General features: G+C 69.8%; 16 protein-coding genes. 12 read left to right on the top strand and 4 right to left on the bottom strand.

Features of this window, described 5'->3' with window-relative positions:
- Window positions 1-11 precede the first annotated feature (11 nt).
- From JJB11_RS13280 to JJB11_RS13255, 6 genes are all read left to right on the top strand, one after another.
- Window positions 12-1013 carry a Bug family tripartite tricarboxylate transporter substrate binding protein gene (locus tag JJB11_RS13280; RefSeq protein WP_201171816.1) on the top strand — a complete coding sequence of 334 codons (1002 nt, stop codon included), beginning with the start codon at window positions 12-14 and terminating at the stop codon, window positions 1011-1013.
- Window positions 1014-1234: 221 nt separating this feature from the next.
- Window positions 1235-3052 (top strand): hypothetical protein, encoded by a 1818-nt coding sequence (locus tag JJB11_RS13275; RefSeq protein ID WP_201171813.1) that lies wholly within the window; start codon window positions 1235-1237, stop codon window positions 3050-3052.
- A 124-nt stretch (window positions 3053-3176) separates the two neighbouring features.
- Window positions 3177-3419: a hypothetical protein gene (locus JJB11_RS13270; protein WP_201171811.1), complete on the top strand. Its 243-nt coding sequence runs from the start codon at window positions 3177-3179 to the stop codon at window positions 3417-3419.
- Window positions 3420-3623: 204 nt separating this feature from the next.
- Window positions 3624-4778 (top strand): PrpF domain-containing protein, encoded by a 1155-nt coding sequence (locus JJB11_RS13265; protein WP_201964821.1) that lies wholly within the window; start codon window positions 3624-3626, stop codon window positions 4776-4778.
- A gap of 52 nt (window positions 4779-4830) precedes the next feature.
- Window positions 4831-6084, top strand: a complete 1254-nt coding sequence (locus JJB11_RS13260; protein WP_201171807.1) for a D-alanyl-D-alanine carboxypeptidase family protein — start codon at window positions 4831-4833, stop codon at window positions 6082-6084.
- Window positions 6085-6224: 140 nt separating this feature from the next.
- The gene (locus JJB11_RS13255; protein WP_201171800.1) at window positions 6225-6542 is read left to right on the top strand and encodes a hypothetical protein; all 318 of its coding nucleotides are present in this window, start codon (window positions 6225-6227) and stop codon (window positions 6540-6542) included.
- A 264-nt stretch (window positions 6543-6806) separates the two neighbouring features.
- Here the strand turns inward: JJB11_RS13255 and JJB11_RS13250 are convergent, their stop codons facing one another.
- Complete coding sequence (locus JJB11_RS13250; RefSeq protein WP_201171798.1) at window positions 6807-7550, bottom strand: hypothetical protein; 744 nt, start codon at window positions 7548-7550, stop codon at window positions 6807-6809.
- Window positions 7551-7739: 189 nt separating this feature from the next.
- Between JJB11_RS13250 and JJB11_RS13245 the strand changes: the two genes are divergently transcribed.
- The 3 genes from JJB11_RS13245 (at window position 7740) to JJB11_RS13235 (ending at window position 11227) form a co-directional block, all read left to right on the top strand.
- On the top strand, window positions 7740-7979 hold the full coding sequence (locus JJB11_RS13245; protein WP_201171795.1) for a hypothetical protein: 240 nt from the start codon (window positions 7740-7742) through the stop codon (window positions 7977-7979).
- Between the two features lie 2 nt (window positions 7980-7981).
- The gene (locus JJB11_RS13240) at window positions 7982-9760 is read left to right on the top strand and encodes a SulP family inorganic anion transporter (protein WP_201171792.1); all 1779 of its coding nucleotides are present in this window, start codon (window positions 7982-7984) and stop codon (window positions 9758-9760) included.
- A gap of 480 nt (window positions 9761-10240) precedes the next feature.
- Window positions 10241-11227 carry a hypothetical protein gene (locus JJB11_RS13235; protein ID WP_201171789.1) on the top strand — a complete coding sequence of 329 codons (987 nt, stop codon included), beginning with the start codon at window positions 10241-10243 and terminating at the stop codon, window positions 11225-11227.
- Between the two features lie 62 nt (window positions 11228-11289).
- Here the strand turns inward: JJB11_RS13235 and JJB11_RS13230 are convergent, their stop codons facing one another.
- The 3 genes from JJB11_RS13230 to JJB11_RS13220 form a co-directional block, all read right to left on the bottom strand.
- The gene (locus tag JJB11_RS13230) at window positions 11290-12363 is read right to left on the bottom strand and encodes a hypothetical protein (RefSeq protein ID WP_201171787.1); all 1074 of its coding nucleotides are present in this window, start codon (window positions 12361-12363) and stop codon (window positions 11290-11292) included.
- Between the two features lie 171 nt (window positions 12364-12534).
- Entirely contained in the window at window positions 12535-13278 is a 744-nt protein-coding gene (locus JJB11_RS13225; RefSeq protein WP_201171784.1) for a glutathione peroxidase, read from the bottom strand.
- Window positions 13279-13394: 116 nt separating this feature from the next.
- Window positions 13395-14027, bottom strand: a complete 633-nt coding sequence (locus JJB11_RS13220; RefSeq protein WP_201964820.1) for a phospholipase D-like domain-containing protein — start codon at window positions 14025-14027, stop codon at window positions 13395-13397.
- 252 nt (window positions 14028-14279) lie between these two features.
- Between JJB11_RS13220 and JJB11_RS13215 the strand changes: the two genes are divergently transcribed.
- The 3 genes from JJB11_RS13215 (at window position 14280) to JJB11_RS13205 (ending at window position 16606) form a co-directional block, all read left to right on the top strand.
- Window positions 14280-14480: a hypothetical protein gene (locus JJB11_RS13215; protein ID WP_201171779.1), complete on the top strand. Its 201-nt coding sequence runs from the start codon at window positions 14280-14282 to the stop codon at window positions 14478-14480.
- A gap of 284 nt (window positions 14481-14764) precedes the next feature.
- Window positions 14765-15151, top strand: a complete 387-nt coding sequence (locus tag JJB11_RS13210; protein ID WP_201171777.1) for a hypothetical protein — start codon at window positions 14765-14767, stop codon at window positions 15149-15151.
- 234 nt (window positions 15152-15385) lie between these two features.
- Window positions 15386-16606, top strand: coding sequence for a hypothetical protein (locus tag JJB11_RS13205; RefSeq protein ID WP_201171775.1), 1221 nt, complete (start codon window positions 15386-15388; stop codon window positions 16604-16606).
- The last annotated feature ends 15 nt before the right edge of the window (window positions 16607-16621 follow it).

Genomic DNA, 16621 nt, shown 5'->3' with positions numbered 1-16621 from the left:
AGACAAGAAAGATGCAGAGCGCCCAACCCCGCCGCCGCTGGTTCACCAGGAGCCTGCTGGCCGGCCTGTTCGCCGCGTTCGCGCTGCACGCAGGCGCCGCGGAATATCCGGACAAGCCCGTCACGCTGGTCGTGCCCTTCGCGGCCGGCGGCAGCCTGGACGTCACGGCGCGCATCCTCGCCGACAAGCTGAAGGACCTGCTCGGCCAGCCGGTGATCATCTCCAACCGACCGGGTGCAGGCAGCGCGGTGGGCGCGCACGCGGTCGCGGTCGCGCCGCCGGATGGCTACACGCTGTTCTTCACGTCCGGGTCCGCCTTCGGCTACCTGCACCTGCTGGTTCCCAGCCTCGACCTGAAGCTGGACGACTTCACGCCGGTAGCCGCCGTGGCGGTGAATCCGTCGGTCATCGTGGCCACCGGCAAGCTGCCGGTGAAGACGTTGAAGGAACTGGCCGACTATCCGAAGCCCGGCGAGATCAGCTTCTGCACCACCGGCGCCAACGGGCTGAACCACCTGCAGCTGGAGATGTTCAGGCGTGCGGTCAAGGCGAAGACCGGCAAGGACTTCGGCGTCACGCACGTGCCGTACAACGGCCTCGCGCCGGCGCTCACGGCAGTGCGCGAAGGCAGCGTGCAGGCGTGCACGCTGCCCTACACGTCGCTGGTCAAGCAGCTCAATGGCAAGGACCTGCGCGTGCTGGCCGTGCAGAGCAGGACGCGCCTGCCCTGGCTGCCCGACGTGCCCACCACCGGCCAGCAAGGCTATCCGGAGCTGGACGCCAACGATGCGTACGTGAACATCGAGGCGCCGAAGGGCACGCCGCCGGCGGTGATCGCGAGGCTGGAAGGCGCGATCGAGAAGGCGATGCAGGACCCCACGGTGCGCAAGAAGCTCGACGAGCTCGAGGTCAAGCCGGTGTACCTGAATGCGCGCGACACGCAGAAATGGCTGCAGGAGGACGTGCAGCGATTGAGCACCGTGATCCGCGAGGCGGGGCTCGAAGCGAAGTAGCCCGGCGCCGATCGACGTTCCCTCACTGTCTTCCGGGTTCGCAGGCTGGTGGTGAGCCGCAGGCGAACCCCAGCTTCCCGCATCCGGAAGCATTGCTGGGCTAGCCGCGACCTCCTGGCCCCTTGCGTTCGCTTGCAACTGCGACGGCAGCTTCACGTTTCGATTTCTAACGTCGGCAGCGTCCTACAGACGCACGCCAGGGAGAGCCCAACCATCGGCCCATGTCTCACGGTGCAGTTTCGCCGTCGTTCGGCCGGTTCCAGGCTCTGCAGGTCGTGGGTCACGAAGCCGCGAGCACGCACTACGCAGCCTTCGATCCCGAACTCGATCGGCAGGTCGCACTGATCACGGCGCCGCCGGGACCGGACCCGGCCGAAGAAGACCGGCTCGCGTTCCGCCTGCCGCGCATGCGGCACCCCAACATCGTGTCCGTGCTCGCCGCCGGCCTGCAGGACGACTTGGCATACGTCGCGGCCGAATGCCTGCAGACCGAACCGCTCTCGGCCTTCCTCGCGCGGCCCGGCCGCATGCCGTTCTTCCAGGGACTGCCCGTGGTGCTGCAGCTGCTCTCCGCCATCGAGCACGCGCAAGCGCGGCGGCTGGTGCACGCCGGCATCGACGTGGAGCATGTGCAGGTCACGCCTGGGGGCCAGCCCAAGCTGCCTGCCGCCGGCTGGTCGCTGTCCGCGGATCGGCACCCGAACCTCGAAGACGCCGCCCGGATTGCGCGCGCCGTCCTGTGCGGCAGCTGCCCGCCGGCCCTGCGAGGCGCGCTCGACGAGGTGCTGCTGCGCGCGGAGGCGCCAGACCCCGCAGCACGCTACCAACGCGCGGAGGAATTCATCTTGGCCTTGCTCGCGGCGGCAGGCTATCCGGTCGGCAGCAGCAGCGCGGCAGTGAAAGTCACTGCAGCCGCTGAGCCGCAGCGGGTCGAGCCAGCGGTGCGGGCGGAGCCGGTCGCGTCGGCCGAGCCGGTGGAGCCCGTCCTGTTGGCGGAGCCGGTCCAGTCGCTGCAGCCGGTCGAGCCGGTACTGCGGGCGGAGCCGGTCGCGCCTGCCGAGCCGGTGGAGCCGGTCCTGCTGGCGGAACCGGTCCGGCCGCTCGATCCGGTGGAGCCGGTCCTGCTGGCCGAGCCGACCCAGCCGACGGACCCGGTGCTGCACGCGAACGCCGTCGCGACGCGCCCTGTCCGGCATGCGGCGCGCAGGCCGCTCCGCCGACGGCGAACCGGTCACCATGTCCTCGCAGCGTGTCTGCTCGCCGCGCTGTTCTTGCCCGGATGGGTCGGCGAGCGCGTCTTCGAAGGCAACCCGCGCGCGCCCAGATCCGTTGAAACGGCGGCACTGGGCGCGTCGCCCGCGAGCCTGGTGCCGCCGGCCCTCGCCCCAGCGGCGGCTGTGAAGGTTGCGCCCGCGTCCGTTGCACCTGCGCCGGTCGCGCCCTCGCCCGTTGCGCTCGCGCCCGTTGCGCCCGCACGCGTTCCGCCGGCGGCTGAAGCCCCCGCAACCGTTGCCCTCGCGTCCATGACGGCCCCGCCCGTGCGTGCCTCGGCAGTGCAGCCTGCGCCCGTGGAACCGGCAGTGCAGCCTGCGGCCGTCGAGCCCCGGGCAGTGCAGCCGTCGCCCGTGCAGCCCCCGGCCCTGGAGACCGCGCCCAGAGCGCCGTCGCATGCGGCGCCATCTCACCATACTGCCCGGTCCACGGCACACCCTGTGGCCGTCGCGCCGCCCTCGCCGGCACCGAAGCCGGTGCCTAGCCCTGCCGTGCGGCAGCAGGCCCCTCACGCACGTGTGCTCGCCTCGGCCCAGCCGGTGCGGGCCGGCAAGGCTGCGACGACGCACGTTCGCGCAGCACGGCCGCAGCCCGCCCCCGTGGTGACTGCAGCGTCCGGGTGCCCGTATGATGACTTGCCGGTCTTCCGTGAGCTGTGCGAGGCGCGCCAGTGCAACCGTCCCGAGTTGCGCAACACCCGCGCCTGTGCACGCATGCAGGCCGAGCAGCGGGCGGCGCTCGCGCGCTTGCGCGGCACCCCGGACTGAGACACGAACGCGTCCCTGTCCCTCGGCTCCGGCCGGTGCCGCCGAAGCTGGCCGGGCCCGGGCTTACCCCGAGGGAGCCCCAGCCCGTGCTTTGTGGTCAGGCAAGTGTGGAATGATCCCGAGCATGAACAGCCCGCACGAAGAACTCGCCGCCGCCATCGCAGCGGAACGTGCTGCGTGGGCCAGGGTCAAGGACAAGCTGCCGGGTTCGCCCGGCTACGAACCGGCGCTGTGGGAACAGTGGCGCGAGACGGTCAGTCGCTGCCATGCCGTGCGTGCGGCCTTGCGCACGCCCGCGGCAGGTCCGGCCGACGGAGCATCCTGCGTGCGCTCTCCTGGCGCCGGCGATCCCTGCAGTCCGCATTGACGACGTGCGCTCCGCGCGGCGGACACGCGCACCGTTAGGCACTCGCCGCTGAACCCCTCACCTCCCCGCCCCCGAACGGAGCTGCAGATCGGCTGCCCCGTCGGGGACGGCACAATGCGGGGATCGCCAGTACAGGATGACTCCGTGCCCGATCTGCTGCAGCCGCGTCTTCGTCACGGCCTTTGGGAATTTCCGGTCCATCACATGCGGGGTGGGACTTCCACCGGGCTGGTCATCCACGACCGGATTGCACCGGCCGAGCTCGAGCTGAAGGAGGAGCTGCTGCGCCACCTGATGGGCGTGCCGCTCGAGGGCGAGGTCGCCGGCAACCGCCAGACCACCGGGCTGGGCCGCGGACCCGCCACCAGCAACAAGGTGTTCTTCGCGGACATGGAGGATGCGGAGGGCGGCCCTCGCCTGGTGAGCACGCTCGCGCAACTGGCCGCCGACCATGGCCGCATCGACTGGAGCGTCAACTGCGGCAACATGTCCTCCGCCCTCCAGCTGTGGGCCATCGACTGCGGGCTGGCGCCGTTCGAGCCCGCCGGCACGCACACACTGGAGATCCGCAACACCAACACCGGCGTGCTGACGACGTCGCGCATGGTGAGCGTCGCAGGCGGCGGCTTCGTGACGGCCGACATTCCCGGCGTGATGGGACGCCACCCGGCCGTGGACCTGTTCCTGCACCACCCCGCCGGCGCGAGGACGGGTGCGTTGCTGCCCACGGGCAGTGCCGTGGATGTGATCGATGGCGTGCCGGTCAGCTGCGTCGACGTGGCCGTTCCGATGGTCATCGCGCGTGCCGCGGATTTCGGGAAGACCGCGCACGAATCGATCCGCGACCTGGCCGCCGACGAAGAGTTCCTGCGCCGCTTCAAGAACATCTGGGTGCAAGCCGGCCTGCGGATGAAGCTGCGCCGAAAGGACGGCCGCGAGATGACCGAAGAGGACATCGCGCGCAGCGAAACCGTTCCCAAGGCTTGCATCATCGGCGCGCCACGCGGCACGGGTGACCTCTCGGTGCGTTACCTCACCCCGCAGACCGTGCATGGCTCGATGGCCGTCACCGGTGGCTGTTGCCTGGCGGCGGCCACGCTGATCCCGGGCTCGGTGGCCCATGACATCGCCGGCAAACAGGCCGGCCCCACGGACGAAGAGATCCAGGTCGGCATCGAGAATCCCGCAGGCGTGCTGGGGACCACCGTCGTCGCGCGCATGCAGAATGGCAACCTGGAGATCCGGTCGGCGGCCTACCAGCGCAGTGCGCAGGTCCTGCTGGCCGGATACGTTCCGCTCTACGCTCCTTCGCGCTCCTTGCGCGAAGCCCTCAGCGCGTCGGCCACTGCCTTCGCCTAGCTCACCGGCGGACCCCGTCCGCCTCACTGACCGTTTTCTGTTTCTGCCCACAATGCATACCAAGTTCCTCACCAACGCCGCGCTCGCGCTGGCCATCGCCGGCGCCGTGGTTCCCTCCGTCTCCTTCGCGGCGCAACACCATGCCGCCAAAGCCGCTGCCAAACCCGCTGCCCACAGGAAGGCTGCGGCCGAATCCGCTGGCACGATGCCGCCGCTGCCGGCCGACACTTCGCTGGCCAGCGGCGCCCCGGCGCTGCCCGCCAAGGCGTGGCTGCTGATGGACTTCGACTCCGGCGAGGTGCTGGCCTCGGCCAATGCGGACGAACCGCTGCCGCCCGCCTCGCTGACGAAGATGATGACCAGCTTCCTGGTGGAGGAGGCGCTTCGGTCGGGCAAGCTGAAGAAGGACGACCTGGTCACCGTCAGCGAGCACGCGTGGTGCCGCGGCTCGAGCACCGAGTCGTGCATGTACCTGCCGCTGCACGGGCAGGCCACGGTGATGGACCTCCTGCGCGGCATCATCGTCCAGTCGGGCAACGATGCGTCCAAGGCGGTCGCCGAGCACATGGCCGGCTCCGAAGAGGCCTTCGCCAAGCTCATGAACGCGGAAGCGAAGCGCCTGGGCATGACGCACACCCACTTCGTGAACGCCACCGGCCTGCCCGATCCGGACCATAAGTCGTCCGCGCGCGACCTCGCGATCCTGGCGCGCGCGATCATCCGCGACAGCGCCGAGTACTACCCGATCTACGCGGAGCGCGAGTTCAAGTACAACGGCATCAAGCAGGGCAACCGCAACGCCCTGCTCTATACCGACCCCACGGTCGACGGCCTGAAGACGGGGCACACCGAAGCGGCGGGCTTCTGCCTCGTGACTTCGTCCAAGCGCAATAACATGCGCCTCATCTCCGTGATCCTGAACACGCACAGCGCGCAGGCGCGTGCCGACGAATCGCGCACGCTGCTGGCCTGGGGCTTCAACAACTTCGAGAAGGCCACGCCGATCCCGGCGAACACGGCGATCGCCACGCCGAAGGTCAGCTACGGCAAGGTGGAGACGGTGCCCGCTGGCCTGGCCGCGCCCTGGACCCTCACCGTGCCGCGCGGCCAGTCCGTGCAGACCTCCGTGCAGCTCAAGCCCAACCTGGAAGCGCCGGTGGCCAAGGGCGCCGTGATCGGCAAGGTCATCGCGAGCTCCAACGGCAAGCCGCTGGCTGAAGTCCCGCTGGTTGCGCAGGCCGACGTGGAACGCGCGGGCTTCATGCTGCGCACGTGGCAGCACGTGACGAAGCTGTTCGGCAAGTGAGGCTGCCAACGGGGCGCGGCCGCGTGTGATCGGCGCGCGAGCCTCCTGCTCGCCTTGCCGACGCACGCCGACGACGATCTCCTACGCCCCGCCGGCACGGGGCGCGCTTTGATTGAACTCATCGCATCAAGGAGACCTGGATGAAATCCGCCCTCGTTATCGCCGCCGCCCTCGCGCTGTGCGGCTCCGCCTTCGCCACCGACTCGTATCACGCGCAGAAGCACAATGGCGTGATCGGCACCGTCAAGCAGGACGCCCACCAGATCGGCTCGGCGTTCCGGCATGACGCCCACACGATCGCGCGCGCGCCCAAGTTCCGCGAGCAGGAAGGCATGGACCACCACGCCACGCAGACCCACGCCATGGGAGCGGGCCGCGCGGACACCCACATGTACTCCAGCCGCCAGGAGCGCATGGACGAGGCGTACGCCAACTGGGAGCGTTCGCACCGCCGTTAAGTTGTCGACTCGGCTGCTCGTAGGCTGGTGGTGAGCCGCAGGCGAACCCCAGCTTCGTCGCGCATCGATCGCTGGGGTTCGCTTTCGCTCACCTCCAGCCTACGCAGGTCCGGGACCCGGCTGTTCGTAGGCTGGTGGTGAGCCGCAGGCGAACCCCAGCTTCGTCGCGCGTGGATCGCTGGGGTTCGCTTTCGCTCACCAAGTAAATCGGCCATCCCGCCCTCGTCACCGAGGGCGGATGGCCGACTGGCTAATCGTGGGGGATCAGCGCGCGTCCCGGTCCCCGTGGTCGCGGTCCCCGCGCTCGCCCAGCCGCGCTACCACGCGCTGGTCGCCGGCGCGCAACATGGCGGTGGCGCCCCGGAACGCGTCGGTGTCGTCACGGCGCCGGATCGTGTAGCTGCCCACGTACGTGCCGGGGCGCTCTTCCGTCAGCTGCAGCCAGTCCACCACGCCAGGCACCCGCACCCCTGCACGCGCATGGGGCGTGCCTTCGACGCGGAAGTGGACGACGCGGCCCGGGTCCAGGCGGTCTTCATCGTGCGGCCACATGGCGAACGAATTCACTTCGGCCGTCGCCGGTGCAGCGCCCATCGAGTGCGCCTGGAACGCGGCCGGGTAGTTATAGGCCATCACCACCGGCTCGCCGCCCCAACCCGCGCGCAGCTGCATCTGGCCCGCCGGGTCGATACGGTCGCTGCGCCGGATCACGTACGAGCCCACGTACTCACCCGGTGCGCGCTCGCGCAGCGGGACCCGCACGCCGTCCGCGAGCGACAGGTTGGCCCAGCGCGCGCCCGGCGTGGCGTGCACCGAGATCCGCAGCGTGGAACCGGGGCGCAGGCCCGAGTCGGAATCGATCGTGATGCCGTTGATCGTCCCTTGCCTGCTGTCGGCGACGTGGTACTGGAAGGTCTGTGCAGCGGCAGGCTGCGCCACGGCCGCCAGGCCCAGGGGCGCGAGGACCATGACGGCTGCGGCCACTTTGGTGTGAAGCGAATGTTTCATGCGAGCGTCTCCATGCATTTGCGATGAGACCAGCTTAGGCCCCGCCGGCTGAACGAACACTTAATCGATTGTCGACCTCGCGTAGGACCGCACCGTCGCGCAGCGCGGGACTGGCCCGACTGAGCCTTTGTTTCGCCTGCCGCTGTGCCAGGCATCCCGCGGACGAACCGCGTGTGGCACAGTCGCCCGATGACGGCCGATCTGCCCTCCCTCGGCATAGCCTTGCCCTCGCCGCTCTACCTGCTCGGGTTGATCGTTTTCGGCGTGGTCGGGTACGCGGCGTACCGGCGCGGCCGCAAGACCGCGCGACCGCCCCTCACCTGGGTGGGCGTGGCGACCATGCTCTATCCCTACGTCGTTCCGCAGACCTGGCTGCTGTGGCTCGTCGGCCTCGGCGCCACGGGCTGGATCTGCTTGAACTGGAACTGAAGATGGACGTGGGAACGCCGCTGCAGGAAACGCTTTCCGTGGACGGCAAGCCGTCCGGTCGCCCGCGCGGGAGCGGCTTCGCGCTGCAAGGCATCCTGCCGCTCGATCGCCGCCGCCTGCCGCGGGACCTCCTCGCCGGAGCCACGCTCGCCGCCCTTGCGATCCCCGAGGTGATGGGCTACACCCGCATTGCGGGCACGCCGGTGGTGACGGGCCTCTACACCTTGCTGGTGCCGGCGATCCTGTTCGCGCTGTTCGGTTCATCGCGGCGGCTGGTCGTCGGCGCCGATTCGGCCACCGCGGCCATCATGGCGGCCTCGCTCGCCCCGCTGGCGCTGCCCGGGTCCGTCGCGTGGATGGACTACGCCGTCGCGATGGCGCTCGGCTGCGCCGTGCTGTTGTTCGTGGCGCGGATCGCGCGGCTGGCGTTCCTCGCCGACTTCCTCTCGCGCACGGTGCTCGCCGGCTTCCTCACGGGCGTGGGCCTGCAGGTCGCCTGCGGCGAGCTGCCCGGCATGTTCGGGCTGGAAACGCACGGCCACAGCACGCTGTCCAGGCTCGCGGACTTCCTGCGCCACACGGGGCAGTCGCATGCCGGCGACGTGACGATCGCCGCGGGCGTGATCGCGTTCGTGCTCGTGCTGCGGCGGGTGGCGCCGAAGTGGCCGGGCGCCCTCATCGCCGCGCTGGTGGCGATCCTCGCGAGCCGGGTCTCCGGCTGGGGAGCGCACGACATCGCGCTGGTGGGCGCCGTCCAGGGCGGCCTGCCCCGCTTCACCTGGCCCGATCTGGCGCTCGCGCGCGAGCACGCCGCCGAGCTGGGGCCCTCGGTGTTCGCGATGTCCGTGGTCATCCTGGCCCAGAGCGCGGCGACCTCGCGCGCCTACGCGTGGAAATACAACGAGCCGTTCAGCGAGGAGCAGGACATGGTGGGACTGGCGCTCGCCAACGCAGGCGCCGCATTCACGGGCAGCTTCGTCGTCAACGGCAGCCCCACGAAGACCCAGATGCTCGATTCCGCCGGCGGCCGCAGCCAGGTCGCGCATCTCACGATGGCCGCGGTGGTGGCAGCCGTCCTGCTGTTCGCGACCGCCGCCATCGCTGCGCTGCCGGTGGCGGCGCTGTCCGCCATCGTGTTCCTCATCGGCATCGACCTGCTGCGCGTCAGCGAGTTGCGCCGCGTCCGCACGGAGCGGCCCTCGGAGTTCTGGATCGCGCTCGCCGCTGCCGGCTGCGTGCTCGTGGCAGGCGTGGAGCAGGCGATCGTGCTGGCCATGGTGCTGTCGCTGATCGACCACGTGCGGCGCGGCTACCGGCCGCACAACAGCGTGGTGGTGCGCGGCCCCGACGGTCACCGGAGGCTGCAGCCGGTGCACCAGGGCGGTGAGTACGAGCCGGGCCTGGTCGTCTATCGCTTCTCGCACTCGATGTACTACGCGAACGCGGACGTTCTCTCGCGAGAGGTCATCGCGGTGGCGAAAGCGGCGGGGCCGGCGCTGCGCTGGTTCGTGATCGACCTCGACGCGGTCGATGATGTCGACTATTCCGCGGGCGCGGCCCTGCGTTCGCTCAAGCGCACGCTCGGCGAGCAGGGCGTCGCGCTGAAGTTTGCGCGCGGCTCGCCCGAAGTGCATGCGCTGCTGCATCGCTACGGGCTGGTCGCACCCGGCGAGGACGCTGGCGTGGTGTTCGAATCCTTGCGCGAGATGCGGCGTGCGTTCGAGTCGCAGGTCGGCGCGCGGATCGGGGCCGACGAGAACGCCGCGTCAGCGGGCGAATAACACCAACGCCTGCCCCCAACGCGCCGATCGCGACCTAAGTGGGCACGAGCGCCATCCCGGTTTGTGTTTTTTGCCGCAGCGATGGCGCGTCGCGCACACAGGCGACATGCGCGTGCTTTCGGCACGGTGACGAGTCCTACATTGCTTCGGCGCGGGCGCTTGCGAACCCGTGCGCGGGCTCCGGAGAACCTCTGCCGTCTACCCGGCGGCATCGGGCCACCGGGAGCTTGTGCAGGGGAACTGGGCATGAAGAAGCAGTTGACATTGGCCATTCCGTTGGTTCTGGCCGCGCTCGTTTCGGCTTGTGGTGGCGGCGGCGATGCGCCTATCGTCTCGTCGGCAGCGGCGACGGACAGCAATGCGGGACCGCCGCGTGCCCCGGCACCTCCCTCCGCGTCCTCGGATTCGACCGCGACCGCTTCCACACCCGCGGCCTCCGCTGCACCTGCACCCGCATCTGCACCGTCTGCACCGCCGATCGTGCAGTTGTCCGGGACGGCGCAGGCGACGCTGGGCACCACGACGGGCAGCACCGTCGTTCGCATCGCGCGGCTCACCGGTGGCGGCTATGTGACCAGCTGGGTGTTCCACAGCCCCTCGGCAGCGGCAGACAGCCCTTACCAGGCTTGCTTCCATCGGCTCGATGCCAGCGGCGGCCCCGTGGGTCCGGCGTCGTGCGTGCCGGGCTCCGCAACCGCGTTGAATGCCACGGGCGTCGATCCCATCCCGCGAGCGGACGGCGGCTTCGTCCTCGCGTGGCTGAATGCGTCGGATTCGGCCGTGCGGTCGCAGGCGTTCGATGCCGCAGGCAATGCGGTTGGCGGCATCCAGGCGGGCGCGCAACGGCCCGTCGGCCCGGGTGCTGCCGCACTGGCCGGCGGCGGCTACGTCACCGTGGCGATGCAGCCAGGCGGCCAGTACACGTCGGCCAGCATGATCTCGTTCCAGCGCTATGCCAGCGACGGCACGCCCGTGGGCGCGCCCACATCCGTCGGCGACAGCGGAGGCTTCTATGCGACCAAAGTCGTGCCCTTGACCGGGGGCGGCTTCGTCGTCGCGTGGTTGCAGGGAGGAAGCTCCGCCGCCGTGACGACCCGGATGTTCACTGCGGATGGAACACCCCTCGGTAGTCCGGTCGTGGCCAGCACCGTGGCCCCCGTGTGCAGCAACAACGTCTGCCACTTCCAGGTCCTCTCCGGCCTCGCGCCCATGGACGACGGCGGCTACGTCGTGGCGTGGACCGCGGGCTGGGGGCTAGGCATGCCTGACGGCACATTCGCGCGGCGCTTCCAACCCGACGGCACGCCGGGCGCGGCGATCGCGAAGCTCGATGACGGAGTGGACGGCGCCAGCCTGGCTCCGCAAGGTCCGGACGGCTTCATGCTGGCGTGGCAGAAGGGGCCGCAGGCGTACCCCGGGCTCACGGACATCGACGTGCGTCCGGTGGACGCGACGGCGCTGCGCTAAGCAAAGCGCCGGCTCGCGGCAGCGGGCCGGCGCAGCGCATCCCCTGCGCGCCGCGCAGCCGCTCAGGGCTTCCACACCCGGTAGTTCCACACCTCGAGGTCGCCGACACCGTGGATCGGCTCGACGCCGAACTCGATGTCCACGAGATGGTCGGTGGGCGCGACCATGGGCGTGTTCGTGCCGGGCTTGTTCCTGTTCCTCAGGAAGTTGACGAAGGCGGAGAGGTCGAAGGTGCGGACGGTGTCTTCGCTCAGGGGGTGCTCCGGCTCGAACACCGTCAACGCCCAGTACTGCGACCACGAGGGCGACTTCGGCTCCGCGTGCAGGACGTGGAAGCGGATGCCCTGGTACTCGAACACGCAGTCCTTGCAGTAGGCCCTCCAGTCCTGGGGCCGCTTGTCCCACTCCCCGTAGCTGCCCCAGTAGTTCACGGGAATCATGATCTCGTGGCTCGTGACCAGCCCCGTGTCGCCGCCGTGTTCCTGCGTCGGCGTCTTCTGCAGCCACAGGTCGAACGTGAGGTGCCCTTGCCCCCTCTTCTGGCCGTCGGGCGTATTCGGCGGCGGCTTGATGAAGTGGTGGAACGCGAACGACGTATGGATGCGCGGCAGGCCGGCGCCGACTTGCAGCGGCAGGAACGTGCCCGGCGTCGGCCCGATGGGGATGGTGGTGACCGGCTGCCCGTCTTCCTGCTGGAGGATCGCGGAGCCGTTCGGGCAGGGACAGTTGGCCACGAACCAGCCCGGCTTGGCTCCGAAGATCGCTCCGGGGTAGGCCTTCACCCCGTCGCCGCTCACGGGCCACTTCCACGACATCCGCCAGGCGATGTTGCCGGCTGCATCGACGGGCGCGATGCCGTACTGGGACTCGAAGGTCGTGCCGGCCAGCCCCTGGTACGGTCCGCGGGTGAGGCTGCCTGCGCCCCAGGGGTTGTCTTCGATCCAGTACCGGGACCCGCTCGGGCCGGTCTGCAGCACGTACTCCGTTCCGTACGGAGACTTTTGCGGCGTGCTCAGCTGGATGTCCGGATAGCCGGCGGACCGCTGAGGATGCGCGCCACTCGCGGTGCACGTCATCACGGCCGCAGCGGCCAGGGCGGAAATCGACAGGGTTCGGGTCAGACGGATGGGTGCCATTCTTCTTCGTTGATCGAAAGGGGGGACGACGGCCGGCCGCCTCGGCACTGCAAAGGCTGCGCGCGCGCACCTCCGCTGTCGGCGATGCGGCTCAACAGGTGCCTATGGTGGTGACCGTCGCGTCGCGTGTCTGTCGGCCAAAGCCTCGACCGCATCCCGCGCGCGTGCGCTTCAGCCGCGCCGCTGCTTCACCCATCGCTCGACGGCGTCGCTGCCTCCGACCAGTTCGCCGTTGACGAACATCTGCGGCACCGTCGTCGCCTTGGCGATCGCGCCCAGGGCGCGGGTGCGGATGCTGTGCGGCAGCGGCACGTCCGCGTAAGTCACGCCCGCCTCGTCCAGCAGCTTCTTCGCCTTGGCACAGAACGCGCAGCCTTCGCGCGTGAGCAGCGCCACCTGGTCCGGCTCGCGCGCGTCCTTGTTCACGTAGTGCAGCAGCGTGTCCGCATCCGACACCTTGAACGGGTCGCCCGGCTCCTCGGGCTCGACGAACATCTTCTCGACGATACCGTCGCGCACCAGCATGGAGTAGCGCCACGAGCGCTTGCCGAAGTTCAGGTCGCTCTTGTCGACGAGCATGCCCATCTGCTCGGTGAAGACGCCATTGCCGTCCGGCAGCATGAAGATGTTGTCGCTCTCCTGGCTCTTGGCCCACTCCTCCATCACGAACGGGTCGTTGACCGCGATGCAGACCACCTGGTCGACGCCGTTCTCCCTGAAGGTCGGCGCCAGCTCGTTGAAGCGCGGCAGGTGCGTGCTGGAACAGGTGGGCGTGAAAGCGCCCGGCAGCGAGAACACCGCCACCGTCCGCCCCTTGAAGAGCTCGTCGGAGGTGATCTCCTTCCATTCGTTGTCGGCGCGGTAGCGGAACTTGACCTGGGGGACCGGTTTCCCTTCGCGGGTCGGTTGGGGCATGGCTTCGATCTCGGGTTGACGGGGGGATGGCGCATCTTGCGCCGGATGCGCTCGCGCGTGTTGCCATGCGCGCGACACTGGCGTGCTTCGCACGCCCCCGACAGCCCCCGGCGGCCTCAGTACTGCTGCTGGAACGGCGTCGCCTGCCGGTAGTTGCGCGCGAAATGCTCCAGGTAGACCTTGGCCAGCTGCGGGTTCTTCCAGTTCACCAGCACGTTCTCGCTGTTGCGGTGCGCCGCGGCGTCGGAGTAGTTGAAGCTGCCCAGTTCCACCGTCTCGCCGTCCACGATCAGCACCTTGTCGTGGTGGATGGCGTAGACGCCGATCAGGCGGACGTCGGCGCCGGCCTCGGCCAGCAGCGACAAGGCCGCGCGCGCCTTGCCGCTGCGGTCTTCGGAGGTGTTGTTCTTCTGGTCCGCCACGATCCGGATGTCCACGCCGCGCTTCTTCGCCGCCAGCAGGGCCCGCGCGACCGGCGGGCTCGTGAAGCTGTACGACAGCATGCGGATCTCGCGATGCGCGGAGGCGATCACCTTGAGCACCAGCGTCTCGCTGCCCTCGTCCGGCGAGAAGGCGACCTCCACCGTTCCGGCGGCGGGCACCTGGTACGAGTGCTGCTCGGCGACCGCCTGCTCGATCTGCTCGATCAGGCCCTTGGGCTTGCGCTTCGCCAGTGCGAGCCCGCTGCCGAAGGCGAGGCCGAAGACGAGGGAGGTGACGGCAGCGAGGCGGATAGTGCGCAAATTCACGGAGTCCTGAGGAAGTGCTGCGGAATCATACGGAGCATTCCTGCTGTTGCTCATCCGAACTCGCTGTGTTGTCGCTTTCCCGCCGCGAGTGCGCCGGCCCCGGAGCGGCAGTACAGCGAGTGGGCTGGCGGTGAGCGGACGCGAACCCCAGCGATGCAGCGTGGCGGCCAGGCTTGGGTTCGCCTGCGGCTCACCGCCAGCCTGCGAGTCCGTCCGACCCCGTCGCGCGCGCGGCCGGTGTACTCTCGTCGCATGGATATCACGGAACAGCTCAAGGCGTGGGGCGCGGCCCATGCGCAGGCGCGTGCTGCCGAACGCGCGGCAGGCGAGGAAGGCCCCACGGGCCAGGACGCGGAGGTGCAGCGCGCGGCCCGGTCGCTGCGGGAACGTGCCGATAGCCTGCACCGCGACATCTACCGCTCGCTGGATCGCGGCCGGAATAGCCCCAAGTAGCTGGTCCGCGCCGCGACTCGTCACTGCTCTTTGTCACGCCTTCGCTGCCGCGAGGGGCGCACGGCTGCGTTCGTCGGTGCTTGAATATCGGACTACGATATTTTCCTGAATCGCTGCCCGCGCAGCCGTCGACGCGGGTGGCATGAACTGGACCCGGCACGCGCACATCGCAGCAAGTCCGCTCGCGCGAGTTCGCGCAGTGCCGGCCCGCACCAGTCCGGCCGCTCGACGACGGCGGCGTTCCGCACGCGCGGACGCGGGCGCACCTTGCGAAGGAGCTCGAGATGAGACTGTCCGGCCTGACCCCATGCATCGTTGCCATCGCCGCCCTCGTGGGCGGCTGCGCCCACGAGAAGCCTCCCGCCAATGCCATACCCACCATGGCGTGCAAGGATGGAACGTCGACCACGGAGAACGGCCAATGCGCCGGCCACGGCGGCGTCGATCACCAGGCGTCGCAGCAGAAGTCCGGCGAGCTCCGCGAACGCCAGATGTCCGGCGCCGCGGCGGCGCGCAATCCGCACGAGGTCTGGGCCACGCCGGCGGCAAAGGTGTACTACTGCCACGGCGATACCGGCTACGGGAAAGCCAAGGAAGGCCAGTACATGAGCGAGTCCGACGCCCTTGGCAAGGGGATGCACGCCAACGGCGGCAAGCACTGCGCTGGGTGACCCGGGCAATCCGTCACAGGGCGGGGGGTGGCGCCCCCGACGGTGGCCTGCGTGCGCCGACGCGCGCGCGGAGACTGGCACTCCCGCGGCAATAGCTACGCAAATCAGAACGGTCCTACATCGCTGCGAGGTCCGTTCCTGCGCGAACACGCAAAGCCGGCGCGCGAACCTCTGCGCTCCGGGCCGGGCGAGATGCGCCTGCATCCATGCGCTGCCCGCCAGCGGGAGAGCATCATGCCCACGAGAACGCTGGCAGCCACGCTGCCGCTGCTTGCCTCGCTCTTGCTCGCCGCCTGTGGCGGCGGAGGCACGTCCAACGACGTGGCGGCACCGGCGCCCGCTCCAGCACCTGCGGCAACGCCCGCCGTCGCCCCGAGCCCTGCGCCCGCGGCGGAGGATGCTCCGCCATGGACCGTCGCCGCGACGAACAGCACATCGCGCGCGATCGCGGTCCTCGCCTCCGGCGAGCGCGCGGCGGCCTGGAGCGATGCGGGTGGAACGATCTGGAGCCAGCGTTTCGACGCGCAGGGAAAGCGGGTCGGCAATCCGCTTGCCATCGGGACGGGGACGGCGGTGGCCGGCATCGCTGCGCTGCCGGCGGGCGGCGCGGTCGTGGAATTCGGCACGGCTTCTGCCGTGTACGTGCAAGTCGTGAGCGCTGCGGGCGCGCTGGTCGGCTCACCTGCCACGGTGCGAACGCAGCCGCAGGTCGAGTCGGACCTCGCGGGGAACATCGGGCCGAAGCTGCTGGGCGGCGCCGGCGTGTTCGCGCTCGCAGACGGCGGATTTGCCGCGTCGTATGTGAGGTATCACGACGCACACATTCCCGGCGACACACCGACGGACCTCATGGCGCAGAAGTTCGATGCAACGGGAGCCGCCACGGGAACACCGGTCTTTCTCGCGAGCTCGCGCGACACTTCGACGCTGGCGATCGCACCCACCGCGGGCCATGGCGTTGCCGTGGCCGACATGTATCTCTGCCCCTGTGCGATCTCGGGCAGCACGTCCGGCGACGTGTTCGACGGCTCGCTGCAATCGACGCACGCCAACCTGTCGAACGGGGGCGCACGCCCGGGCGACATCGAGATGGACCAGAGCGTCGCGGCACTCGCTGGCGGCAACGTGTTCGTGAAATGGACCGTCACGACGGCAGCCCCGGCTACGCATTCGCAGGTCAACGAAGTGCAGGGCGAAATCTTCGGATCCGCCTCCACCGGCATCCTTACGTTCCCGAATGCCGCACCCGATGCGCAGGCCACTGCGCTTGCCGCGGGCGGCTTCGTGCTGACGTGGGGCAGTTCGGCGCAGGCGTTCGACGCCACCGGCCACGCTGTCACCGGCGTCATGCCTGTCCTGCAAGGCAGCGTGGCTGCCACGCCCGACGGCGGCTTCATCGTGCTCGCGCAGGTCGGCGACCGGCTGGTCGCGCAGCCCTACGCGCTCGGGCCCTGAGCGCGCCGCAACGCG

The organism is Ramlibacter ginsenosidimutans (genome assembly GCF_016654015.1).
GTDB classification, from domain to species: domain Bacteria; phylum Pseudomonadota; class Gammaproteobacteria; order Burkholderiales; family Burkholderiaceae_C; genus Ramlibacter; species Ramlibacter ginsenosidimutans.
Note: the sequence above shows the minus strand (reverse complement) of the source record. Positions and strands in the feature narration are given on the sequence as shown.